Source organism: Nostoc cf. commune SO-36, assembly GCF_023734775.1.
Taxonomy (GTDB): domain Bacteria; phylum Cyanobacteriota; class Cyanobacteriia; order Cyanobacteriales; family Nostocaceae; genus Nostoc; species Nostoc commune_A.
The window spans coordinates 1572074-1590361 of record NZ_AP025732.1 but is presented as its reverse complement, the minus strand read 5'-3'; the positions used below and the strand labels follow the sequence as shown (position 1 = coordinate 1590361).

The window sequence follows — 18288 nt, the reverse complement described above, 5'->3', positions numbered from 1 at the left end:
ATGTGCAGCTTCACATTAAATTGGTATTAGCCAGTTAATAACAAAGTAAGTTGTGTTTTGAACTAAATAATTATTAACATAATAACGCAACCATTCTAAATCAAGAAAATGCAATTATTAACTGGTAATAAAAAGCCTGAACTTACTCAAATTTATAACTGGTTTTAAAATTTGCTTTTTGACGTTTTGCTTTAATAACTATTACACTTTTTAATCCATTAAGTGATTTTAAAATTGAATCTATCGACCATAGGCTCATCGCTATTACCAGACAAATCAAGCTGTTGTTGCTGGTGAGTCCAGTCGGCGGTGTCAGTTGCTGTCCGCCGCTATATCCTTGCAGATAAAAGATTTATCGGCTGTGAATGGCAAAGCGATATCTTCAAAAATACGGGTAATTCATTCCAATAACTTTTATAAGGACTTGTACCAATTCTTAATTACGAATTAGTACAAGTCCTATTGTTTATGAATTTGCAAGTTGTTGATAGCGTTCCTGAACTTCCTGAATTGAAAACAAAGTTTCAAACTTCAACCCAGCTGATTGGTACAACTCACCTCCCCCTTGCTGCCGATCTATCAGTGAAATTATTTGATTTACGGTATAACCTGCATCTTTAAGACGCTCAACCGCTTTCAGAGCAGATTGCCCAGTTGTAACCACATCTTCCAAAACTACTACTTTTGCACCCTCTGGCAAACTGGGGCCTTCTATATAAGCTCTCGTCCCATAACCCTTAGCTTCCTTGCGAATAATCAGCGCTGGTATCGGTCGGTTTTCATAAACAGAAACTATACTCACTGCTGTTACAATTGGGTCGGCCCCCATTGTTAAACCACCGACAGCCTGTGTATCTACAGGTAATAAAGGAAACAGCAACCTTCCAACCGCCAAAGCACCTTGAGGATGGAGTGTTACCTGTGTCTTATTGACGTAATAAGAACTACGCAGCCCAGAAGAGAGGAGAAAATCACCCTCTTGATAAGCAAGTTGGCAAAATAAATCTAGTAGCTTGTGGCGCAAAATAGTCAAATCAGCAGTAGTTGCCCAAATATCTGAGTGGGTAAGAGTTTCAGTAGGATACGTCATTACAAAACATTAAAAGTTGTGCTACACCAAAGGTTGAACTCATCAGAGTTCTGAACTTAAGCATAAATTAAGATTGCCCAAAAACTGAGGAGTCAGAAACGTGCGTATAAAATTCAAACCCTTTGGTGGTTTATTAGTGGTGCTTGCTGCTGGTATTGCTTTTCCCTCTATTGCATCTGCCCAAACCGCAACACCCAAAACTGAAACTACGAGTGATGTATTTGAACGAGCTTATTTTCGTCACGATCGCAATTTCTACGAAAATGGTAGCCTCAAACGTCAGCTAGACTCATTTTTAGGATCTGGTTCTGGTTTCGGCGGTTCCTTCCCAGAAAATGAAATTGCCCGCGATGCTGAGTTAGTTAACACTTTATATCATGATGTCCTGACTCAACAAGTTGGCAACGATCCTTATATTCGCACTCCTGATTTACCAAATCCTTATGACACATCCCTGATGATGTCTCCTCGCTTGAATAGCAACAAACTCAAAGTGGGGACTGAATTCAGGTTTGAAACTTTGCCATCTCGGTAAGATTGGGGAGAAAAGACGCGATTAATCGTGTCTGTAATGGAAAGCAGGGGATAATAATTACTAACCAACATTTCAGCAACCTCAGCACAATTGCTCATGCCCTCTATTACTGCTTTTTGATGATTCAGTGCGCCCTGCTGGAATCGAACCAGCCTGAAGACGAATTATGAGTTCGTTGCCTCCCCAATCGGCCAAAGGCGCTTGTTTTATTGAGTTTCGGGTTGATATGAGTAAATTATTTTAACTTTTAGGTCAACCTTATTTGCTAATTTTAGACTGAGGAAAGTACTTTATGCACTGACTTTAGCCAATTCTATACTTATATCACAAATTTACTGCTTGTGAATACCGGATAATAGCTCACCAGATTTTTATACTACATAATTTGATCATGGATATAGTGCAAACTAATATTGATTAAGTTCCTTTAAGGATTGAGGTCAAAAGCTTCACTATTCTTAAATAGACCAGGATTCTATTTGTGATAGCTTGTCAGCGATGAAAATAAATTCTACTGTACTTCTTACTTTGGTTTTGTTAATTCTGATGATGGGAGCAGGTTCTGTGAGCGCATTTTTGGGCTTTGAACTGGGGAGTTCAGCACTTAAAGGCGTTACCACACCAGATGGGCGTCCTACAACCAAATTTGCCAGCAATAAGTCAAATAGCTCCCAACAGGCAGGGCTGGTGCTATTAAAAGAGGAAGAGATTCTGAAAATTGTCAAGGCGCGAGTTGAGGGTAAAACCAAGGCTGCTAAATCAGAAAAGCTAGAGGAAGACGATGAAGAAACCAATAGCAGCAAGCAGAAGCCAGAGGAAAAACCCCCAGAAGTGGTTGAAGAAAAACTCCAACCAGGTTTTCCGGTTACTGCCCAGAGTGAGGGTGTAACGATGTCTGTGCAATCTGTCCGCTACTCTGGTGGTGATTTGCTACTGAAAGTGAAAATGCAGAATAAAGGTAAGGATTCTGTGCGCTTCCTCTATAGTTTTTTAGATGTTACCGATGACAAAGGACGAACTCTTAGTGCTAGTACCGAGGGTTTACCAACAGAATTGCCCGTAAATGGGCCAGCATTTTCAGGTACAGTAAGCATTCCCACAGCTTTACTTGATGATGTCAAGAAAATATCACTTGCTCTTACTGATTATCCCGCTCAAAAATTGAAGCTAGAAGCATCGGATATTCCTGTGGAAAGGTAGATTGGGCATGGGGCATGGGGCATGGGGCATGGGGCATGGTTATTCTTCTTGTCTCATCATTTCCCTATTCCCTATTCCCCTAAATGGAGGACGTGAGTTTTACACAAGCTTTGGCAGTGAGTGGTTTTCCTAATTTAATTTGGACAGATGTGGCGCTGCGGTTGTTGTCAGTGCTACTACTGATTGCCATAAATGCCTTTTTTGTGACTGCGGAATTTTCGATGGTGAGCGTGCGCCGATCGCGTATTCACCAGCTAGTTAAGGCTGGGGATATTCCAGCGATCGCAGTCGAAATGCTACAACGCAGTATTGACCGACTCTTATCTACCACCCAGTTAGGTATTACCCTCTCTAGTTTAGCGCTGGGATGGATTGGCGAAAGTACGATTGTTGTGCTGATTAATGCCTGGTTGAGATCCTGGCCTTTACCAGTTAGCATGACTACCTTCCTGGCACATTCCCTATCAATTCCCATTGCCTTTTTCTTAATTGCCTATTTGCAAATTGTGATCGGAGAACTATGTCCTAAATCCTTGGCTATGTTGTACTCAGAGCAGCTAGCGAGGTTTTTAGGGCCTTCAGTAAAAGCGATCGTCCGTTTTTTTGGCCCCTTCATCTGGATTCTCAATCAATCAACTCGTTTTCTATTGCGGATTTTTGGCATCCAATACACAGGTCAAGGCTGGCGACCGCCTGTAACTCCCGAAGAATTGCAACTGATTATCTCTACAGAATGGGGGTCTACTGGTTTAAAGCGTGCAGAGCGAGAATTGCTCAATAATGTCTTTGAGTTTGGGGATGTTATGGCGCAAGATGTGATGATCCCCCGCACCAGTGTTATCACGCTGCCAAAAGATGCTACCTTCCAGATATTACTCAGGGAAATGGCTTCTACTGGTTACTCTCGCTATCCTGTGATTGGCGAATCTTTGGACGATGTTCGCGGCATTGTTTATTTTAAAGATTTGGCACAACCTTTGGCTGTAGGAAAGCTCAGTTTAGAGACACCGATTCAACCTTGGATGCGTCCCGCCCGGTTTGTTCCAAAACACACGCCCTTGAGTGAACTTTTGCCCATGATGCAGCAAGAGAAACCCGCTATGGTCATGGTAGTGAATGAATTTGGCGGTACTGTGGGACTATTGACAATTAAAGATGTCATTGCCGAAATTATTGGTGACGCTGGTGAATCTGAAAACAGCGAAGACTTGCTGATTCAGATGTTAGATGAGCAAAAATTTCTGGTGCAGGCACAGATAAACCTCGAAGACCTCAACGAAATTTTACATCTCAACTTGCCCTTAACAAGAGAATATCAAACACTAGGCGGGTTTTTGCTGTATCAATTACAGAAAATTCCTGTCAAAGGTGAAACCTTCTGTTATCAAAATCTCGAATTCACAGTGGTATCAATTGTTGGCCCACGCCTGCATCAGATTCAACTACAACGGTTAGAAGAGTTAGGAGTTGATACTTAAAAGTTAGGAGTTATGAATTTTAACTCCTCATTCAAGAAGCATAGGCCACTGGATCAACCAGTCCCAATTCGGCAAAAGCTGCTAGCCGCAAGCGACAAGAATCACATACACCACAGGCGATATCATCACCAGCATAGCAAGACCAAGTTAGCTCCCAAGGAACTCCCAATTGGTTGCCCAGTTGGATGATTTCGGTTTTTTTCAGATTGATTAGGGGTGCAACAATATTAATTGGTTGCCCCTCACGCCCTTGTTTGGTTCCCAGGCGATAAACTTCTTGCATTGCTTGGATATAGTCGGGGCGACAATCAGGATATCCTGAGTAATCTAAAGCATTGACACCAATATAGACACGCTCTGCTGCGATCGCTTCTGCATAACCCAGAGCAAAACTTAAAAAGATGGTATTACGAGCCGGAACATAAGTGACAGGAATATTTTGAGACATTTCATCCAGCGATCGCTCCTGGGGTAAATCAATGGCATCATCGGTAAGTGCAGAACCGCCCCATTGTCGTAAGTCAAAATTAACCACCTGATGTTTTGCGATCGCTGCTTTTTGAGCAACAGTCAAGGCTGACTCTAACTCTCGTCGGTGTCGCTGCTGGTAATCAAAGGAAATCGCATGACATTCACAGCCATCAGCCTTAGCTTGATACAGAATTGTGGAAGAGTCCAATCCCCCAGATAACAGAATTACAGCTTTCATCTCGGTTGCAAATTTTGGATTTCAAATCGCTAAATCAGACCTTAACAAGATGCCAGAAAGCAATGCCAAGGATAATTTATACTTAGGTCTTACTAAATTTTTTAAACTTAATCAAAAGACATATATTTTTTGGAGAAAGTACAAAATCCAAAACAAACCTGAAATATCTATACAAAAGATATTTGGATTACGGGAACCGATCACAAACTTTGAAATTCTTCATAAACATAGGCTCTATGTTACCATCTGGATGGTTTTAGACGGATCGTAACCGGCTTTCAAGTATAAACGCCAACGTCCGTAGCGTCTCTAAATTTGGTGGTTGAGGAGAGAATAATAGTGCAAGATAGCATGTCAGTGGCAGAATCGAATCTATATACACAGCGCAACCAACCACGACCAATCCGCATAGGCGTGATTGGAGTGGGTAACATGGGACAACACCACGCTCGCGTGCTGAGTTCAATGAAAGATGTTGAACTAGTCGGAGTGGCAGATATTAACGTTGAGCGAGGGTTAGAAACTGCCAGCAAGTACAAGGTGCGTTTTTTTGAAGATTACTGTGACCTGCTACCCCTTGTGGAAGCAGTTTGTGTAGCTGTTCCCACCCGTCTGCACTATGCCGTGGGTATCAACTGTCTGTTAGCGGGAATTCATGTTTTGATTGAAAAACCGATCGCAGCTAGTATTTCTGAGGCAGAGTCTTTAGTAAATGCCGCCGCTGAGTCTCAATGTATCCTGCAAGTAGGTCATATTGAGCGTTTTAACCCAGCTTTTAAAGAACTGAGCCAAGTTCTAAAAACAGAGGAATTGCTGGCGTTAGAAGCCCATAGAATGAGTCCTTACTCAGATCGGGCAAATGATGTTTCGGTTGTGCTGGATTTAATGATCCATGACATCGACCTACTTCTAGAATTAGCTGCTTCTCCAGTTACAAAATTGACTGCTAGCGGTTCTCGTGCCCTAGACTCTGGTTATTTAGATTACGTAACTGCCACCTTGGGGTTTGCCAATGGTATTGTTGCGACTCTGACTGCCAGTAAAGTCACCCACCGCAAAATTCGCCGGATTGTCGCCCATTGCAAAAATTCATTTACTGAGGCAGATTTCCTCAAGAATGAAATTTTGATTCACCGACAAACCACTGCCAATTCTCTCACCGACCACCGACAAGTACTTTACAGGCAAGATGGTGTAATTGAAAAAGTCTACACCAGCAATATTCAACCCCTGAGTGCAGAATTAGAACATTTTGTCAACTGCGTACATGGTGGCAATCAACCCTCAGTGGGTGGTGAACAAGCTCTCAAAGCCCTGAGACTGGCAAGTTTAATTGAGCAAATGGCTCTGGAAGATCGAGTTTGGAATCCCTTAGACTGGCAATCGGAACCAAGGGTACAATCATTGACCCCGACAGCCTAGAAGAGGAAATGAGGGGCGATACGGTTCGCATAAGCAGGCGAAGTAGGGGACGAGGAAGCATTACTTAGCATTACTTAATTTATTACTAAATAGCTCTTTCTCCCCCTGCTTCCTCACAGCATCAACCTCACAAAAAAACCTTAAAGTATGATTTGAAATTTGCCATCAAATTTTTAGATCCTCTTTAGTCCTTTTAAAAAACCGACTAAGGGGGATCTAAAAAATTGGCAAACAAAAGGTTTGACCGACGAAGTAGAACAGCAGTATTAATTGGTCGCCTTGTACCAGGAATCCGCACTTTGATTTCTGTTCCCGCCGGGATCAGCAATATGCCCTTGCTACCATTCTTGTTTTATACAACAGTAGGTAGCGCTGCTTGGGTGGGCTTGCTAACATACTCAGGATACGCATTAGGTAGTCAGTATGAACTTGTGGACAAGTACCTTGCTCCTGTATCCAAAATCGTACTTGGGGGTTTGGTTCTAGTATTTGTTTTCTGGATATTCAAGCGCCAGTTAAGACGTACTAGAAGATGAAACACGGACGCTTTTGGTTTGAAAGCAGTGAAAGCAGGGGTTACATCTGGCCAAAATTCGCCTACACTATGCCAAATAATACTAGATGTGCGTTGGCATGAGCTTATCGGAGGTATCGCCCGAATTAATTTTTGGCGTATTTCTAGCTACACTTGACGCAACCTAGAATTTCTGGTTGCTCGCATTTTTGTAAGATGAGCATGACAACTTTTTACAGTTAAGTTTGAACTAGGAGCTTTCATGACAGACCAACCTTCCGCCGCTACCCCTATCAATGCTGCTGCTATACCCATGAATAGAGTGTCAGCATCGACTCCCATGAATGCTGTTAATAATAATCCTCCCAAAACAGGCAGTGTTCCGGGGAAAACCATTCTCAGCGTTGATTTAGGCAGAACTTCCACAAAAACTTGTGTGAGTCGTGAACCCGGCAATGTGGTGTTCGTACCTGCCAACGTCAAGCAGATGTCAATAGAACAAGTACGCGGTGGTGTTTTTGAAGCCAGGGCTACTGACCCCTTAATGGATTTGTGGCTGGAGTATCAAGGAAATGGATATGCTGTTGGTCAATTGGCAGCAGATTTTGGGGCGAATCTAGGAGTAGGCCAATCTAAGGTAGAGTCTGCACTAGTAAAAGTGTTAGCAAGTGCTGGATACTTTAAACTTAGAGATGATATCTCAGTCGTACTGGGTCTGCCTTTCCTTTCCTTAGAGCAATTTGAAAAGGAAAAAGCACAGTTGATTAGCCAAGTCGGTGGCCCTCATGTGTTGAACTTCCGAGGCGAATCTGTATCACTGAATGTTAGTAAGGTGTGGGTAATGCCAGAAGGCTACGGCAGCCTGCTATGGTCTGAAGCTCAACCCAAGAAAAGTCCTGGCAGTCCGGATTTTACAAAAATATCGGTGGCGATCGTCGATATTGGACATCAAACCGTTGATCTTTTAATGGTAGATAACTTCCGTTTTGCCAGAGGTGCTTCTAGGAGCGAAGATTTTGGGATGAATAAGTTTTATGAACTTGTGTCTGCCGAAATCGAGGGAGCAGATAGTCAATCTCTAGCGCTGATTTCTGCTGTTAACAAACCCAGAGGTGAACGCTATTACCGTCCTAAAGGCGCTAGCAAGCCCACCAACCTAGATGATTTTCTTCCTAACCTTACAGAGATGTTTTCGCGCGAAATCTGTAGCCGTGTGCTAGCTTGGTTGCCAGAACGTGTCACCGATGTGATTCTCACTGGCGGGGGTGGTGAGTTCTTCTGGGACGACGTTCAACGTTTGCTCAAAGAAGCAAAGATTAATGCTCATTTAGCAGCACCTTCACGACAGGCGAATGCTTTGGGGCAGTATATTTATGGAGAGGCACAATTATCCTCCAATCGCGCTGCTAGGGCATAAAGCTGATGTTCCAATGGTCAAAAAAGGTAGTTAAATCCGTCACGTTCAACCCAGAGCTTGCTGATGAAAGCTTGTTAGCGCAAGTAGAAAGTTATTTGGACAAACAACCAGACAAGACTTTCAGCGACCTCTGTAAAGAAGCCTTATGGCAATCTTTATGTGTACCGGAACCTGTACAACCTGCTCCACAAACAGCAGCAACAACACCGATTGAACAGCAAATCGGTGAACTGCAACGTCAAGTGGCTGGACTTGAGGAACGTTTTTTGGCCAAGGGATCTAATCGTTTGGAGGCGATGGAACATCATCTACTGCAACTTTCTCAACAAGTTGCACAACTGGCGCTCATAGTCAATGATCGATCTTTCATTCCGTCTCCAACTCAATTAGAAGTAGTAAATAATACTTCTTATACTGTTGCTAGCCCTCCTCAAGAGGTTGACCCCGTAATCAGTCGCCTTAGTCAGTTTCTCGATGATTTTTAAGGAACAATCAGGTTCGTGAGCAGTTTTTTGCTCCTCTCAACAATCCTTAATAGTGAATACTATTAAGGATTATTAATATTTATATATAAAAAGAAATTACTGTAGGTAGATGGGGCGATCGCTCTCAATAATTAATTCCAATTTAACCAGCTATATTTAATCTCAAAAAGTCTTCGTTAATTGAAATTGTTGGGTTAAGCAATAGCGAAACCCAACCGATAATTTTTCCTCATCTCTGGTTGGAACCTCTATCTTTTTTTACCAGGAGGTGAATTACGCTGTGTGAGGTTATCAATTTGCAGTTGTTGCCGTCCGTTGGTGATAATTCGCAACATCTCTTTGAGATCCTGCTCGATATTTCCCAAAACGCCATCGGCATAAGCATCAGCACCATCTTCAATTTCTTGAGCGTGAGCGATCGCAGTTTGCCTCATAAGCTCTAACTCTTGCTGACAAGCATACCGCTTGCGGTCAATCTCGGCGAGGGTTTCTTGCATTATTACCTCACACTCTTGTTGCACTTGTCGCCGCAGTTGTTCAGCTTCTTGTTCTGCGTGTTGAATAATATCGCTTTCAGCTAAAATTTGCGCTCTTTTTGCTTGCGCGGCCTCAACAACCTGCTGTCCATACTCTTCCGCTTCTAGTAGAATTTCATCCTTTTGTTCCAGAATCACTGCTGCTTCTTGAAAAAGTGATGGTAAAGCTAGCCGGATGTAATCAAGCTGATCCAGCAGCTTTTCTTCATCTATGAGCGTGCGTCCCGTGAGAGGAATCCTGAGACTAGAGAGAACCATTTCCTCTAGGCGGTTGAGTTCCTGCTGAATATCTATGCTTCCCTCTCCACTGAGATATTCTTGAGGGGGGGGATTGCTTCCGTTGAGATTGGGTTCAACATTGGAAATTTCTGATTGTAGCATTGGTATATATCTAGGGCAATGTGTGGGGGAACGAGATGATCGATAGAGCCACCAAACCTTGCAATCTCTTTTACCACACTACTACTTAAAAAACTATACTCATTTGAGGTTGCAAGAAAAACTGTTTCTATTTGGGTAGAAAGAGTTTTATTGGTGTGAGCCATTTGCAGTTCCACTTCAAAATCTGACACAGCCCGTAAGCCCCGGATCAAAACTTGTGCTTGTCGCATTTGAGCATAGTTGACAGTAAGACCATCAAAGCTGTCAACTCCTACATTAGGTAGATGTTGGGTAGAGAGAGTGATTTGATTTAACCGTTGCTCCACACTAAAAAGTGGCATTTTATTAGGGTTCCGCAGTACCGCGACAATCACCTGCTCAAACAGCCGACTACTGCGCCCGATAAGGTCAAGGTGTCCTAAGGTAATGGGGTCGAAGCTACCAGGATAAATAGCAATCACAATTTTAAATATATCAAAGTAGTTTAGGTGATTATATCGAAACTGTTTTGTGTAACTTACTCAAATTTACCATCTTGCGCTCTCGGTAAGAATGCTAAACCCAATTGTTTTAGTGGCACTAGTTATGCTCAACTAGGCTTTAGGAACTAGACTCCTAAATATGAATACTGGATTTTTACCTACGTCCGCACAATTCGTTGTGGAGGATTGAAGTGTAGTTATAGTATTCAAGGCACAAAAAACTCCGTACTTAGCAAAGTGCGCGGGTAGTTAACGAACTTTTCTAGGTAATTTTTCATGGCACTGGATTTTTCCACCTTGCCCTTGGCGTTTCAATTTACTTCTCCAGGATCTGTTCTGGTGAAAATAGGGCCACTAACTATCCGTTGGTATGGCTTGTTGATTGCCACAGCAGTGTTAATTGGCGTGATCCTTTCTCAGGAATTGGCAAAGCGCCGCAATGTTAATCCTGAGTTGCTAGGGGACTTGTTCTTTTGGTTGTTGATTGGGGCAATTCCTGGCGCACGACTATATTACGTTTTCTTTGAGTGGTCAAAATATGCCCCAACTCCAGGAAAAATATTTGCTATCTGGGAAGGAGGTATTGCCATTCATGGAGCAATTCTTGGTGGCGTTTTGGCTGCGTTAATCTTTGCCAAAATCAAGCAGGTTTCTTTTTGGCAACTGGCAGATTTAGTAGCACCTTCGCTGATTTTAGGGCAGGCGATCGGACGTTGGGGTAATTTCTTTAATTCTGAAGCTTTTGGCGATCCGACTAATTTACCCTGGAAGCTGTATATTCCACCAGACCATCGTCCTCTAGCGTATGTTAGTTTCGATTATTTTCATCCCACCTTCCTCTACGAATCTCTATGGAATTTGATGGTGTTTACACTACTAATAACGTTGTTTTTTCGGTCTTTAGCCGGTAAGCCACGTTTGAAGGTAGGCACACTGTTTCTAGTTTACTGGCCAGCCTACAGCTTAGGACGCTTGTGGATTGAAGGTTTTCGTACTGATAGCTTGATGCTGGGGCCGTTACGGATAGCACAAGTAGTTAGTAGTCTAGGAATTTTATTAGGACTAGTTGGATTAGCTTGGCTTTACTTACTCAAACGCCCTTTACCCGATGTAGTTCCTACTCCTAACGAAAATGGGGAGAGTGGGAGATGAAGGAGTAGGGGGAGCAGGGGAGAAAGAATAACTAATGCCCAATGACTAAAAAATAAAAAATGCCCCAGAATATTCTCTAGGGCTTAACCAGGGTGCATCTACCATTACTCTCTACTAGGGAACGAGGGTAAATCCGGAAAGATACTGAGAAAATATCAAAAAAATTTTTTGAGGGATTGCCGTGTTTTCTTTTAAAAGTGAATATACAGAATATGGGAGCGAAAAAAAAACACTATTTCCTCTAGAAGCATCTGTGTATATTGTGGGAGCAGGGCCTGGAGATCCTGATTTGTTAACGGTGAAAGCCCAGAAACTACTGGCTGCTGCTGATGTGATTTTATTTGCTGATTCTTTAATACCGGAACAAATTTTAGAACTTTGCCGAAAAGATGCCGAGATAATTAAAACTGCGAATCAGACTTTAGAAGAGATTTTGCCAATTATGATCGATAGGGTGCGATCGCAGCGCAAATCTCTAGTCCGGCTCCATTCTGGCGATCCTAGTCTCTACAGCGCCATCCACGAGCAAATGCACCTCCTCGCAGAGGCAAATGTTCCTTTTGAAGTCATACCAGGTATCAGCGCCTTTCAAGCTGCTGCTGCCAAACTCAAGGTAGAACTGACTGTACCCGGTTTAGTCCAAACCATCATTTTGACCCGGATCAGTGGACGTACAGAAGTCCCCACCACTGAAGAATTAGCCTCTCTTGCAGCACATCAGGCTAGCCTCTGTCTATATCTCAGTGCGCGTCATGTCGAAAATGCCCAAGCTAAACTACTCGAACATTACCCAGCCGAAACCCCCATTGCAATTTGCTTTCGCATCGGCTGGCCCGATGAAAAAATCAGGGTTGTTCCCCTGAATCAAATGGCGGAATGTACTCATAAAGAAAAACTCATTCGCACTACACTTTATATAATCAGTCCGGCACTCTCAACAACAAAAGGGCGATCGCGTTTATATCATCCCGAATACGATCGCCTGTTTCGCTCATCTCATAACTTAGAGAACTCCACAGAATAATTGATCCTATGATAAGAGAAAGATAAATTCAGTGTGCAGTCTAGCTCATGTATCCAAAATCTATCATTCAACTCACCGCGCACCTAAAATCTCTGTACATCAAAACAGCGAAAAAACTCAAGGGAAGTGACCGAAGACAATTCATGGCAGAAGTAGTCAAAGGTTTGGGAATAGGTGGACAAACTGTGGCGGAAAGGGAGTTGGGATGGAATAGGCGCACTATCCGTAAAGGGATGCAGGAGTTAGAGAGTGGTCAGCCTTTTATTGATGGTTTCAGGCGTAGTGGACGCAAGCGGGCTGAAGCAAAATTATCAAACTTGTTGAGGGATATAAAATCGTTAGTAGACCCACAAAGTCAAACTGACCCCAGTTTTAAAAGTATACGTTTGTATACACGCATGACGGCAAGCGAAGTCCGTCGTCAACTAATTGAACAATTTGGTTACACAGAGGAAGAACTACCTTCATCAGAAACAATTCGACGAAAATTGAATGATTTAGGCTATACCTTAAAAAGAGTTCTGAAAACCAAGCCTATCAAGAAAATTCCCGAAACAGAAGCGATTTTTGAACAAGTTGAACAAATTAATAGTGAAGCTGACAATGACCCTCATACTCTGCGAATTTCCATTGATGCTAAGGTAGCAGTTAAGATTGGAGAATTTGACCGTGGGGGTAAAAATCGAATGCCAACCATCTCAGTAGACCACGACTTCCCGACGGAGATAACTCTGATTCCCTACGGCATTTTTATACCTGAATACAACGAGTTATTTTTATTCTTTGTTTCTTCCAAATTAACCGCTGATTGTATTGTTGATTTGCTTGAAAGCTGGTGGCAAACTGTCAAACACAGATTTGCTCATATTCAAAAACTGGTGATTAATCAGGATAATGGACCTGAAAATAATTCTCGCCGCACTCAATTTATGAAGCGGATTGTAGATTTTGGTACATCATCTCAACTGACGTTACAACTTGCTTATTATCCGCCTTATCATAGCAAATATAACCCGATAGAACGTTGTTTTGGCTGGTTAGAACAGCATTGGAATGGTAGTTTACTTGACACTGTTGAGACTGTACTGAATTTCGCCCAAACTCTCACATTTAAGGGTAAAAATCCGGTGGTCACATTGGTAGAAACAGTTTATTCTACAGGAGTTAAACTTACTACCTCCGCTATGGCAGAAATTGAAACACAGATTCACCGCCTCCCCAATCTCAGAAAATGGTTTGTAGAAATTTTTGCTAAACCCACATAGCTATTGGATCATTTTTTTTGTGGAGTTCTCTAAATGGTGAAGCATGGGGCACTTCTACTGAGTAGCTTAAACGCTCAAACCCCTTATACTGTGGGCAATACCTTAAAAAACCTTCCGAAAAAAACCTTGAAGGAATTTTTAGGAATTATTATTTTTGCCAAACCTCAGTAGAAACTGATTTTGAAATTCTACTAATCCGCCTCGACTTCCCCAATGTTCATTGAATGTAGGGGTTTCCAACTTCATCACTTTACCCCCATCAAGATGGACATGATAACCAAACACCATGTCTTGTTCTGGAGGTACACTCCAATAATCTGCTATCCAAACTACTTGAACGAGACGGGAGATACCAAATTCTCCAGGCTCTTTATATAAAGTATTGTTCAAAAGTTTGACAATATGCGTCACTTTGGTACGCTGTCTTAAAAGAATGAGTTCGCTTTCCTCTGGTTTACGGGCGTTCTCTGCTTGTTCTGTTTTCCAATTTAATCGAAAAGTATTTAAAACCGGGCCAACATTTTGGTAAGCCCAATATTTATCATCACCCTGATGATTTACATTTTTAGTCCACTTTAGTTGTGTCAAATCCATAAATTTAATCTCTATTGGAACAACAAACTTTATATATCAATATCAGTTATGGATTTTGCATAACCCCAGAATAACTGCTACTCTCAATTTTTACAGTTTTAACATCACAAGTTGAAAAAGTGCTATTTGCCATATTGGTAGAAATTTGCTTAAACCCTTGTTCTGTTAATATCTTGCTACTATCGGATATAATAATGTTCATAGTCTTATTGCTACTATCAAAGGTTGCTTCAGCCGCTCCTGCCATACTCTTATTAAAATTTCTCGCACATAATCTTCCGTTTACCTTTCCAGATATTGAAGAAGATTCAGATCCACTTCCAGAAGATGAAGAAACAGATGAAACTGATGGATATGAAATATTGTTTTGTTTAACCATTAAGCCTAAAATTAAAAATCCTAAGATAAGAAATATGATATTTAAAAACATTCTCAAACCTTTGTGGCATGATCGGATAAATATAGAAGATACATAAGTTTCTTCATAGGATTTTCCAATAAATCCTGATATATACCACTTACAAAAATTCCCTAAAGCTGATAAAATTACCACCTTTGGGTCATATTGCTTTTTGCAAGAGGTAGATTGATAATATTCTGAAAGCTTATCTGTTGATTGTTGTTTGATAGGAGAATTTGGTAGTTTAATTTCCGATGAATTTGATGAAGACGTTAATTCCTCTGCTAATGTAAATTCTTGGCTCCATGCCGGGAACTCTTCACCTGTCTGTCGTCCGTACACCTGAACTATTTTAACGGACGAAATATCCAAACTCGTTATTCCTCTACGAATAAACTCAACTAAAATCTGTTGCTCTGAGACTGGAGTTGATTCCAACATTACCTTTAAGCAACTATTTTTAAAAGCATGAAAATGTGTAAATTTTAACGATTTTTATATAATTCACCATCCTTCTATAAGAGTCACAGCACCATATTTCCGAAGAATATCGCTTGAAACAAGATGCAGAAGGAGCATTAGAGCGACAGCTAGCATAAAACCTAGTGTGCTACTAGGTTTAGTAGTTGCCTTTGTAAGAATGGTTATATGGCTTTGTAGCAGAAAAATCAAATTTATATAGGGGTTGCAGACGCTAAAGGGGCAATGTGGGGCTGGAACGGCACAACCTTTGGGTAATTTACCGTCTTCTTTAGTCAAGACTAAGTTAATCTGGCAGGTGTAGGATAGAGATCCTACATCAACTCTTGATTTTTTATGTCTGCTACGCCTCTTGTATCTCAGGTTGACTCATACAACCCAGAAAAATCAGAATTAATCCCTCCCTTACTAGGCGCCACCGTTGCCGAGTTAACTACTTGGGTGCAGCAGCAGGGACAACCTGCTTACAGAGGCAAGCAGCTGCATGAATGGATCTATGATAAGGGAGTGCGATCGCTAGCTGATATTTCTGTCTTCTCGAAGCAATGGCGGCAAGAAGTAGCAGAAGTTCCCATTGGACGCTCAATTTTACACTACCGCTCTGTGGCTCCCGATGGCACAGTCAAATATCTTTTGCAATTAGCAGACGGGCAAATTATTGAAACTGTTGGTATCCCCACCTTCGCAGAAGGGGGAGAAGGCCCAAAAGCCCGTTTGACAGTTTGCGTTTCTACTCAGGTGGGTTGCCCAATGGCGTGTGATTTCTGCGCTACTGGTAAGGGAGGCTACAAACGCAACCTAGCACGGCATGAAATTATCGATCAGGTGTTGACTGTCCAAGAAGATTTTCAGCAACGGGTTAGTAATGTTGTGTTCATGGGGCTAGGTGAACCATTGTTGAATACTGAGAATGTTCTCGCAGCTTTGAAATCCCTGAATCAAGATGTCGGTATAGGACAGCGATCGCTTACAGTTTCTACAGTTGGGATTCGCGATCGTATTCGTCAGTTCGCGCAAAACAATTTGCAAATCACTCTGGCTGTAAGCCTCCACGCACCCAATCAAGCACTACGGGAAAAACTCATTCCCAGCGCCCGCGCCTATCCTCTAGAAGATTTGCTGGCTGAATGTCGAGAATATGTAGAAATTACTGGCCGCCGCGTTACTTTTGAGTATGTTCTTCTAGCTGGTGTCAACGATTTACCAGAACACGCATTAGAACTTTCAAAATGCTTACGAGGATTCCAAAGTCATGTGAATTTGATTCCTTACAACCCCATTCAAGAAGTAGACTACAAGCGCCCCAACCGCGATCGCATTCAAGCATTTGTCAACGTCCTTAAGCAACAAAATACTGCTGTGAGTGTGCGTTATTCCCGTGGTTTAGAAGCTGATGCTGCTTGTGGGCAATTGAGAGCAAGTAAGAATTAAATTACTTTTCTCTCACAGATAACTGAAGATTGATCAAAAAACTTCAGTAGTTGTCAAAAGCATTGCTGAATCATTTGCTTATCTGACTATCGCAAGAGGTGCGATCGCGTTTATCTCAGTAGGATTACCCAATATAGAAAATGTTATATTAAGGTTAAGCGATCGCTCTACCAAACCTATAACAAATAACTGTATGTTGAATCGCTCATTGACGCTTAAAGTATCGCTACTGGTAGTTGTTCTTGCAAAAATTTTGCCGATCAATTCTCCTGCTTATGGACAAATAATTCCGACGAATCCTCAGCAACCTGAGTACTTTCAAGAAAGAATGAGACAACAACAAGAGGAGCGAAATCAGCAAACACAACAGCAATTTAAGGAAACATGGCTACGGCTAAACCTCCAACAACCACAACTACAACAACAGAAAATACAACAGCAAGAATTTACACAACAACGGCAAGAACTGATACGCCAGCAACAATTTAGACTACAACAGCAAGAAACAAGGCTACAACAGCAAGAATTCACACGACAGCAACAACTGAGAATACAAGATCAACAACTCAGACAAGATCAACAAATTAGACAACAGCAAGAATTCAGATTACGAGAACAGATACGACAGCAACAACTCAGACAACAGAACAAACTGTAAAGTGTTCAAAATTTTTGTTGAAGAAGAATCCAGAACATACAGTTCAGTTAAGCAATTTTTTCCTTCTCTTTCTTCTCTCTGCGTCGCGCCAGTTGCTACCCTGCGGGAACGCTAAGAGCGAACAAGTCGGGAAACCCGCCCAACGCACTGGCTTCTCTGCGCCTTAGCGGTAGCCTGCGGCAAGCCGTACCCTTCGGGAAGCTACGCGTAGCGTGTCCTAGAGAAGCGTCTACGTTAAAAAATTGACTTGGATAACAGAGTTTTAGCCTTAACTGAACCGTATTGTAATATAAACCGCTAAATCTTGTTTTCAGAAACGCGCAAAGAACGATTTAGCGTGTTTTTTAAAACCAATTTTTCAGACAGCCTCCACCAGAGAGTGAGCTATACGCCAGTATGACTCAAATTCATAATGAATTTTGGCTCCTGACTCTTGAATTATATTTTTATAAATAACTTTATTATTAAAAATTAGAGAAAACATTCTCCAATTTTTAATTTTCATTATCTAACGGTGTGCAAGAATGCCAGGGGCATAAGCCTCAATGACTTTGCCAGTACGAGTACAACTAATCATCAAGTAATCGCAACTTGGACATTGTGTTCGAGTTAATTGACTATCAGAAATATAATAGCGCTCCGCATGGCTGCCACAATTTGGGCAGTAAATCTTTTGTACTGTCTGCATTTGAAAACCCCTGGTTGTAATGATTTTTTATTTGGTAAAGCCACAAGTTAAACCAGGAAAAATTCTGGTTCGACCTAACTTAACAAATTGCTGTAATATTGGCTGATTATTTTAAACAAAATTTCAGGTTTGAAAGCTTTTCGATATCTCTATGTATTATCCTGCTTTTTAAGTGATTTTACCCTCCTACTTTAGATACATAAATTGTTTTTATATTAAATGCTGCTTAGATATTTACTGATCCCCATGACTAATCCATTGAGATAGGCTTCTTTATAGTCATTTCAGACGAATACAAAAAAGACCGTTCTTGTATTCAAAAATTAAAATCAATAAATTACTGTATA

Annotated in this window: 19 protein-coding genes, 1 tRNA gene and 1 pseudogene; 12 read left to right on the top strand and 9 right to left on the bottom strand. The window is 41.6% G+C overall.

Going from position 1 to position 18288, the window contains the following annotated elements:
• Positions 1–466: 466 nt before the first annotated feature.
• Entirely contained in the window at positions 467–1090 is a 624-nt protein-coding gene (pyrE, locus tag ANSO36C_RS06985; protein ID WP_251958941.1) for an orotate phosphoribosyltransferase, read from the bottom strand.
• 100 nt (positions 1091–1190) lie between these two features.
• Between pyrE and ANSO36C_RS06980 the strand changes: the two genes are divergently transcribed.
• Positions 1191–1625: a hypothetical protein gene (locus ANSO36C_RS06980; protein ID WP_251958940.1), complete on the top strand. Its 435-nt coding sequence runs from the start codon at positions 1191–1193 to the stop codon at positions 1623–1625.
• A gap of 128 nt (positions 1626–1753) precedes the next feature.
• Here the strand turns inward: ANSO36C_RS06980 and ANSO36C_RS06975 are convergent.
• A tRNA-Ile gene (locus ANSO36C_RS06975) sits at positions 1754–1826 on the bottom strand.
• 297 nt (positions 1827–2123) lie between these two features.
• On the opposite strand from ANSO36C_RS06975, the gene ANSO36C_RS06970 reads away from it, so the two are divergent.
• Positions 2124–2825 (top strand): hypothetical protein, encoded by a 702-nt coding sequence (locus ANSO36C_RS06970; RefSeq protein WP_251958939.1) that lies wholly within the window; start codon positions 2124–2126, stop codon positions 2823–2825.
• 83 nt (positions 2826–2908) lie between these two features.
• The gene (locus tag ANSO36C_RS06965; RefSeq protein ID WP_251958938.1) at positions 2909–4303 is read left to right on the top strand and encodes a hemolysin family protein; all 1395 of its coding nucleotides are present in this window, start codon (positions 2909–2911) and stop codon (positions 4301–4303) included.
• Positions 4304–4334: 31 nt separating this feature from the next.
• Here the strand turns inward: ANSO36C_RS06965 and queC are convergent, their stop codons facing one another.
• On the bottom strand, positions 4335–5012 hold the full coding sequence (gene queC / locus ANSO36C_RS06960; RefSeq protein ID WP_251958937.1) for a 7-cyano-7-deazaguanine synthase QueC: 678 nt from the start codon (positions 5010–5012) through the stop codon (positions 4335–4337).
• 339 nt (positions 5013–5351) lie between these two features.
• Here queC and ANSO36C_RS06955 point away from each other — a divergent pair, with 339 nt between their 5' ends.
• From ANSO36C_RS06955 to ANSO36C_RS06940, 4 genes and pseudogenes are all read left to right on the top strand, one after another.
• Entirely contained in the window at positions 5352–6434 is a 1083-nt protein-coding gene (locus tag ANSO36C_RS06955) for a Gfo/Idh/MocA family protein (RefSeq protein ID WP_251958936.1), read from the top strand.
• 257 nt (positions 6435–6691) lie between these two features.
• A pseudogene (locus tag ANSO36C_RS06950) lies at positions 6692–6970 on the top strand (DedA family protein); the annotation flags it as partial.
• Between the two features lie 240 nt (positions 6971–7210).
• The gene (locus ANSO36C_RS06945; RefSeq protein ID WP_251958935.1) at positions 7211–8365 is read left to right on the top strand and encodes a ParM/StbA family protein; all 1155 of its coding nucleotides are present in this window, start codon (positions 7211–7213) and stop codon (positions 8363–8365) included.
• Positions 8366–8370: 5 nt separating this feature from the next.
• Complete coding sequence (locus tag ANSO36C_RS06940; protein WP_251958934.1) at positions 8371–8850, top strand: plasmid segregation centromere-binding protein ParR; 480 nt, start codon at positions 8371–8373, stop codon at positions 8848–8850.
• A 248-nt stretch (positions 8851–9098) separates the two neighbouring features.
• Here the strand turns inward: ANSO36C_RS06940 and ANSO36C_RS06935 are convergent, their stop codons facing one another.
• Positions 9099–9767, bottom strand: coding sequence for a DivIVA domain-containing protein (locus ANSO36C_RS06935; RefSeq protein ID WP_251958933.1), 669 nt, complete (start codon positions 9765–9767; stop codon positions 9099–9101).
• Complete coding sequence (gene coaD / locus ANSO36C_RS06930) at positions 9677–10228, bottom strand: pantetheine-phosphate adenylyltransferase (protein WP_251958932.1); 552 nt, start codon at positions 10226–10228, stop codon at positions 9677–9679. The genes ANSO36C_RS06935 and coaD overlap by 91 nt, the downstream gene beginning before the upstream one ends.
• A 297-nt stretch (positions 10229–10525) precedes the next feature.
• Here coaD and lgt point away from each other — a divergent pair, with 297 nt between their 5' ends.
• From lgt to ANSO36C_RS06915, 3 genes are all read left to right on the top strand, one after another.
• A complete protein-coding gene (gene lgt / locus ANSO36C_RS06925; RefSeq protein ID WP_251958931.1) occupies positions 10526–11401 on the top strand; it encodes a prolipoprotein diacylglyceryl transferase in 876 nt (291 codons plus the stop codon).
• A gap of 181 nt (positions 11402–11582) precedes the next feature.
• Positions 11583–12425 carry a precorrin-4 C(11)-methyltransferase gene (gene cobM / locus ANSO36C_RS06920; RefSeq protein WP_410174677.1) on the top strand — a complete coding sequence of 281 codons (843 nt, stop codon included), beginning with the start codon at positions 11583–11585 and terminating at the stop codon, positions 12423–12425.
• A 65-nt stretch (positions 12426–12490) separates the two neighbouring features.
• Positions 12491–13690, top strand: coding sequence for an ISAzo13 family transposase (locus tag ANSO36C_RS06915; RefSeq protein WP_251960248.1), 1200 nt, complete (start codon positions 12491–12493; stop codon positions 13688–13690).
• Positions 13691–13828: 138 nt separating this feature from the next.
• On the opposite strand, the gene ANSO36C_RS06910 is transcribed toward ANSO36C_RS06915, so the two are convergent.
• Both ANSO36C_RS06910 and ANSO36C_RS06905 read right to left on the bottom strand, forming a co-directional pair.
• A complete protein-coding gene (locus ANSO36C_RS06910) occupies positions 13829–14284 on the bottom strand; it encodes a hypothetical protein (RefSeq protein ID WP_251958930.1) in 456 nt (151 codons plus the stop codon).
• 46 nt (positions 14285–14330) lie between these two features.
• Entirely contained in the window at positions 14331–15125 is a 795-nt protein-coding gene (locus ANSO36C_RS06905) for a hypothetical protein (RefSeq protein WP_251958929.1), read from the bottom strand.
• A 375-nt stretch (positions 15126–15500) separates the two neighbouring features.
• On the opposite strand from ANSO36C_RS06905, the gene rlmN reads away from it, so the two are divergent.
• Positions 15501–16595 (top strand): 23S rRNA (adenine(2503)-C(2))-methyltransferase RlmN, encoded by a 1095-nt coding sequence (gene rlmN, locus ANSO36C_RS06900; protein ID WP_251958928.1) that lies wholly within the window; start codon positions 15501–15503, stop codon positions 16593–16595.
• Between the two features lie 78 nt (positions 16596–16673).
• Here rlmN and ANSO36C_RS06895 read toward each other — a convergent pair whose 3' ends face one another.
• Positions 16674–16859: a hypothetical protein gene (locus ANSO36C_RS06895; protein ID WP_251958927.1), complete on the bottom strand. Its 186-nt coding sequence runs from the start codon at positions 16857–16859 to the stop codon at positions 16674–16676.
• On the opposite strand from ANSO36C_RS06895, the gene ANSO36C_RS06890 reads away from it, so the two are divergent.
• On the top strand, positions 16849–17253 hold the full coding sequence (locus ANSO36C_RS06890) for a hypothetical protein (protein WP_251958926.1): 405 nt from the start codon (positions 16849–16851) through the stop codon (positions 17251–17253). The genes ANSO36C_RS06895 and ANSO36C_RS06890 overlap by 11 nt on opposite strands.
• A 508-nt stretch (positions 17254–17761) precedes the next feature.
• On the opposite strand, the gene ANSO36C_RS06885 is transcribed toward ANSO36C_RS06890, so the two are convergent.
• Positions 17762–17941 carry a replication restart DNA helicase PriA gene (locus tag ANSO36C_RS06885; protein WP_251958925.1) on the bottom strand — a complete coding sequence of 60 codons (180 nt, stop codon included), beginning with the start codon at positions 17939–17941 and terminating at the stop codon, positions 17762–17764.
• Positions 17942–18288 lie beyond the last annotated feature (347 nt).

Coding starts and splice junctions, on each gene's coding strand:
- pyrE (WP_251958941.1), bottom strand. CDS start 1,090: ATGACGTATCCTACTGAAACTCTTACCCACTCAGATATTTGGGCAACT.
- ANSO36C_RS06970 (WP_251958939.1), top strand. CDS start 2,124: ATGAAAATAAATTCTACTGTACTTCTTACTTTGGTTTTGTTAATTCTG.
- ANSO36C_RS06965 (WP_251958938.1), top strand. CDS start 2,909: ATGGAGGACGTGAGTTTTACACAAGCTTTGGCAGTGAGTGGTTTTCCT.
- queC (WP_251958937.1), bottom strand. CDS start 5,012: ATGAAAGCTGTAATTCTGTTATCTGGGGGATTGGACTCTTCCACAATT.
- ANSO36C_RS06945 (WP_251958935.1), top strand. CDS start 7,211: ATGACAGACCAACCTTCCGCCGCTACCCCTATCAATGCTGCTGCTATA.
- ANSO36C_RS06940 (WP_251958934.1), top strand. CDS start 8,371: ATGTTCCAATGGTCAAAAAAGGTAGTTAAATCCGTCACGTTCAACCCA.
- ANSO36C_RS06935 (WP_251958933.1), bottom strand. CDS start 9,767: ATGCTACAATCAGAAATTTCCAATGTTGAACCCAATCTCAACGGAAGC.
- lgt (WP_251958931.1), top strand. CDS start 10,526: ATGGCACTGGATTTTTCCACCTTGCCCTTGGCGTTTCAATTTACTTCT.
- ANSO36C_RS06910 (WP_251958930.1), bottom strand. CDS start 14,284: ATGGATTTGACACAACTAAAGTGGACTAAAAATGTAAATCATCAGGGT.
- ANSO36C_RS06905 (WP_251958929.1), bottom strand. CDS start 15,125: ATGTTGGAATCAACTCCAGTCTCAGAGCAACAGATTTTAGTTGAGTTT.
- rlmN (WP_251958928.1), top strand. CDS start 15,501: ATGTCTGCTACGCCTCTTGTATCTCAGGTTGACTCATACAACCCAGAA.
- ANSO36C_RS06885 (WP_251958925.1), bottom strand. CDS start 17,941: ATGCAGACAGTACAAAAGATTTACTGCCCAAATTGTGGCAGCCATGCG.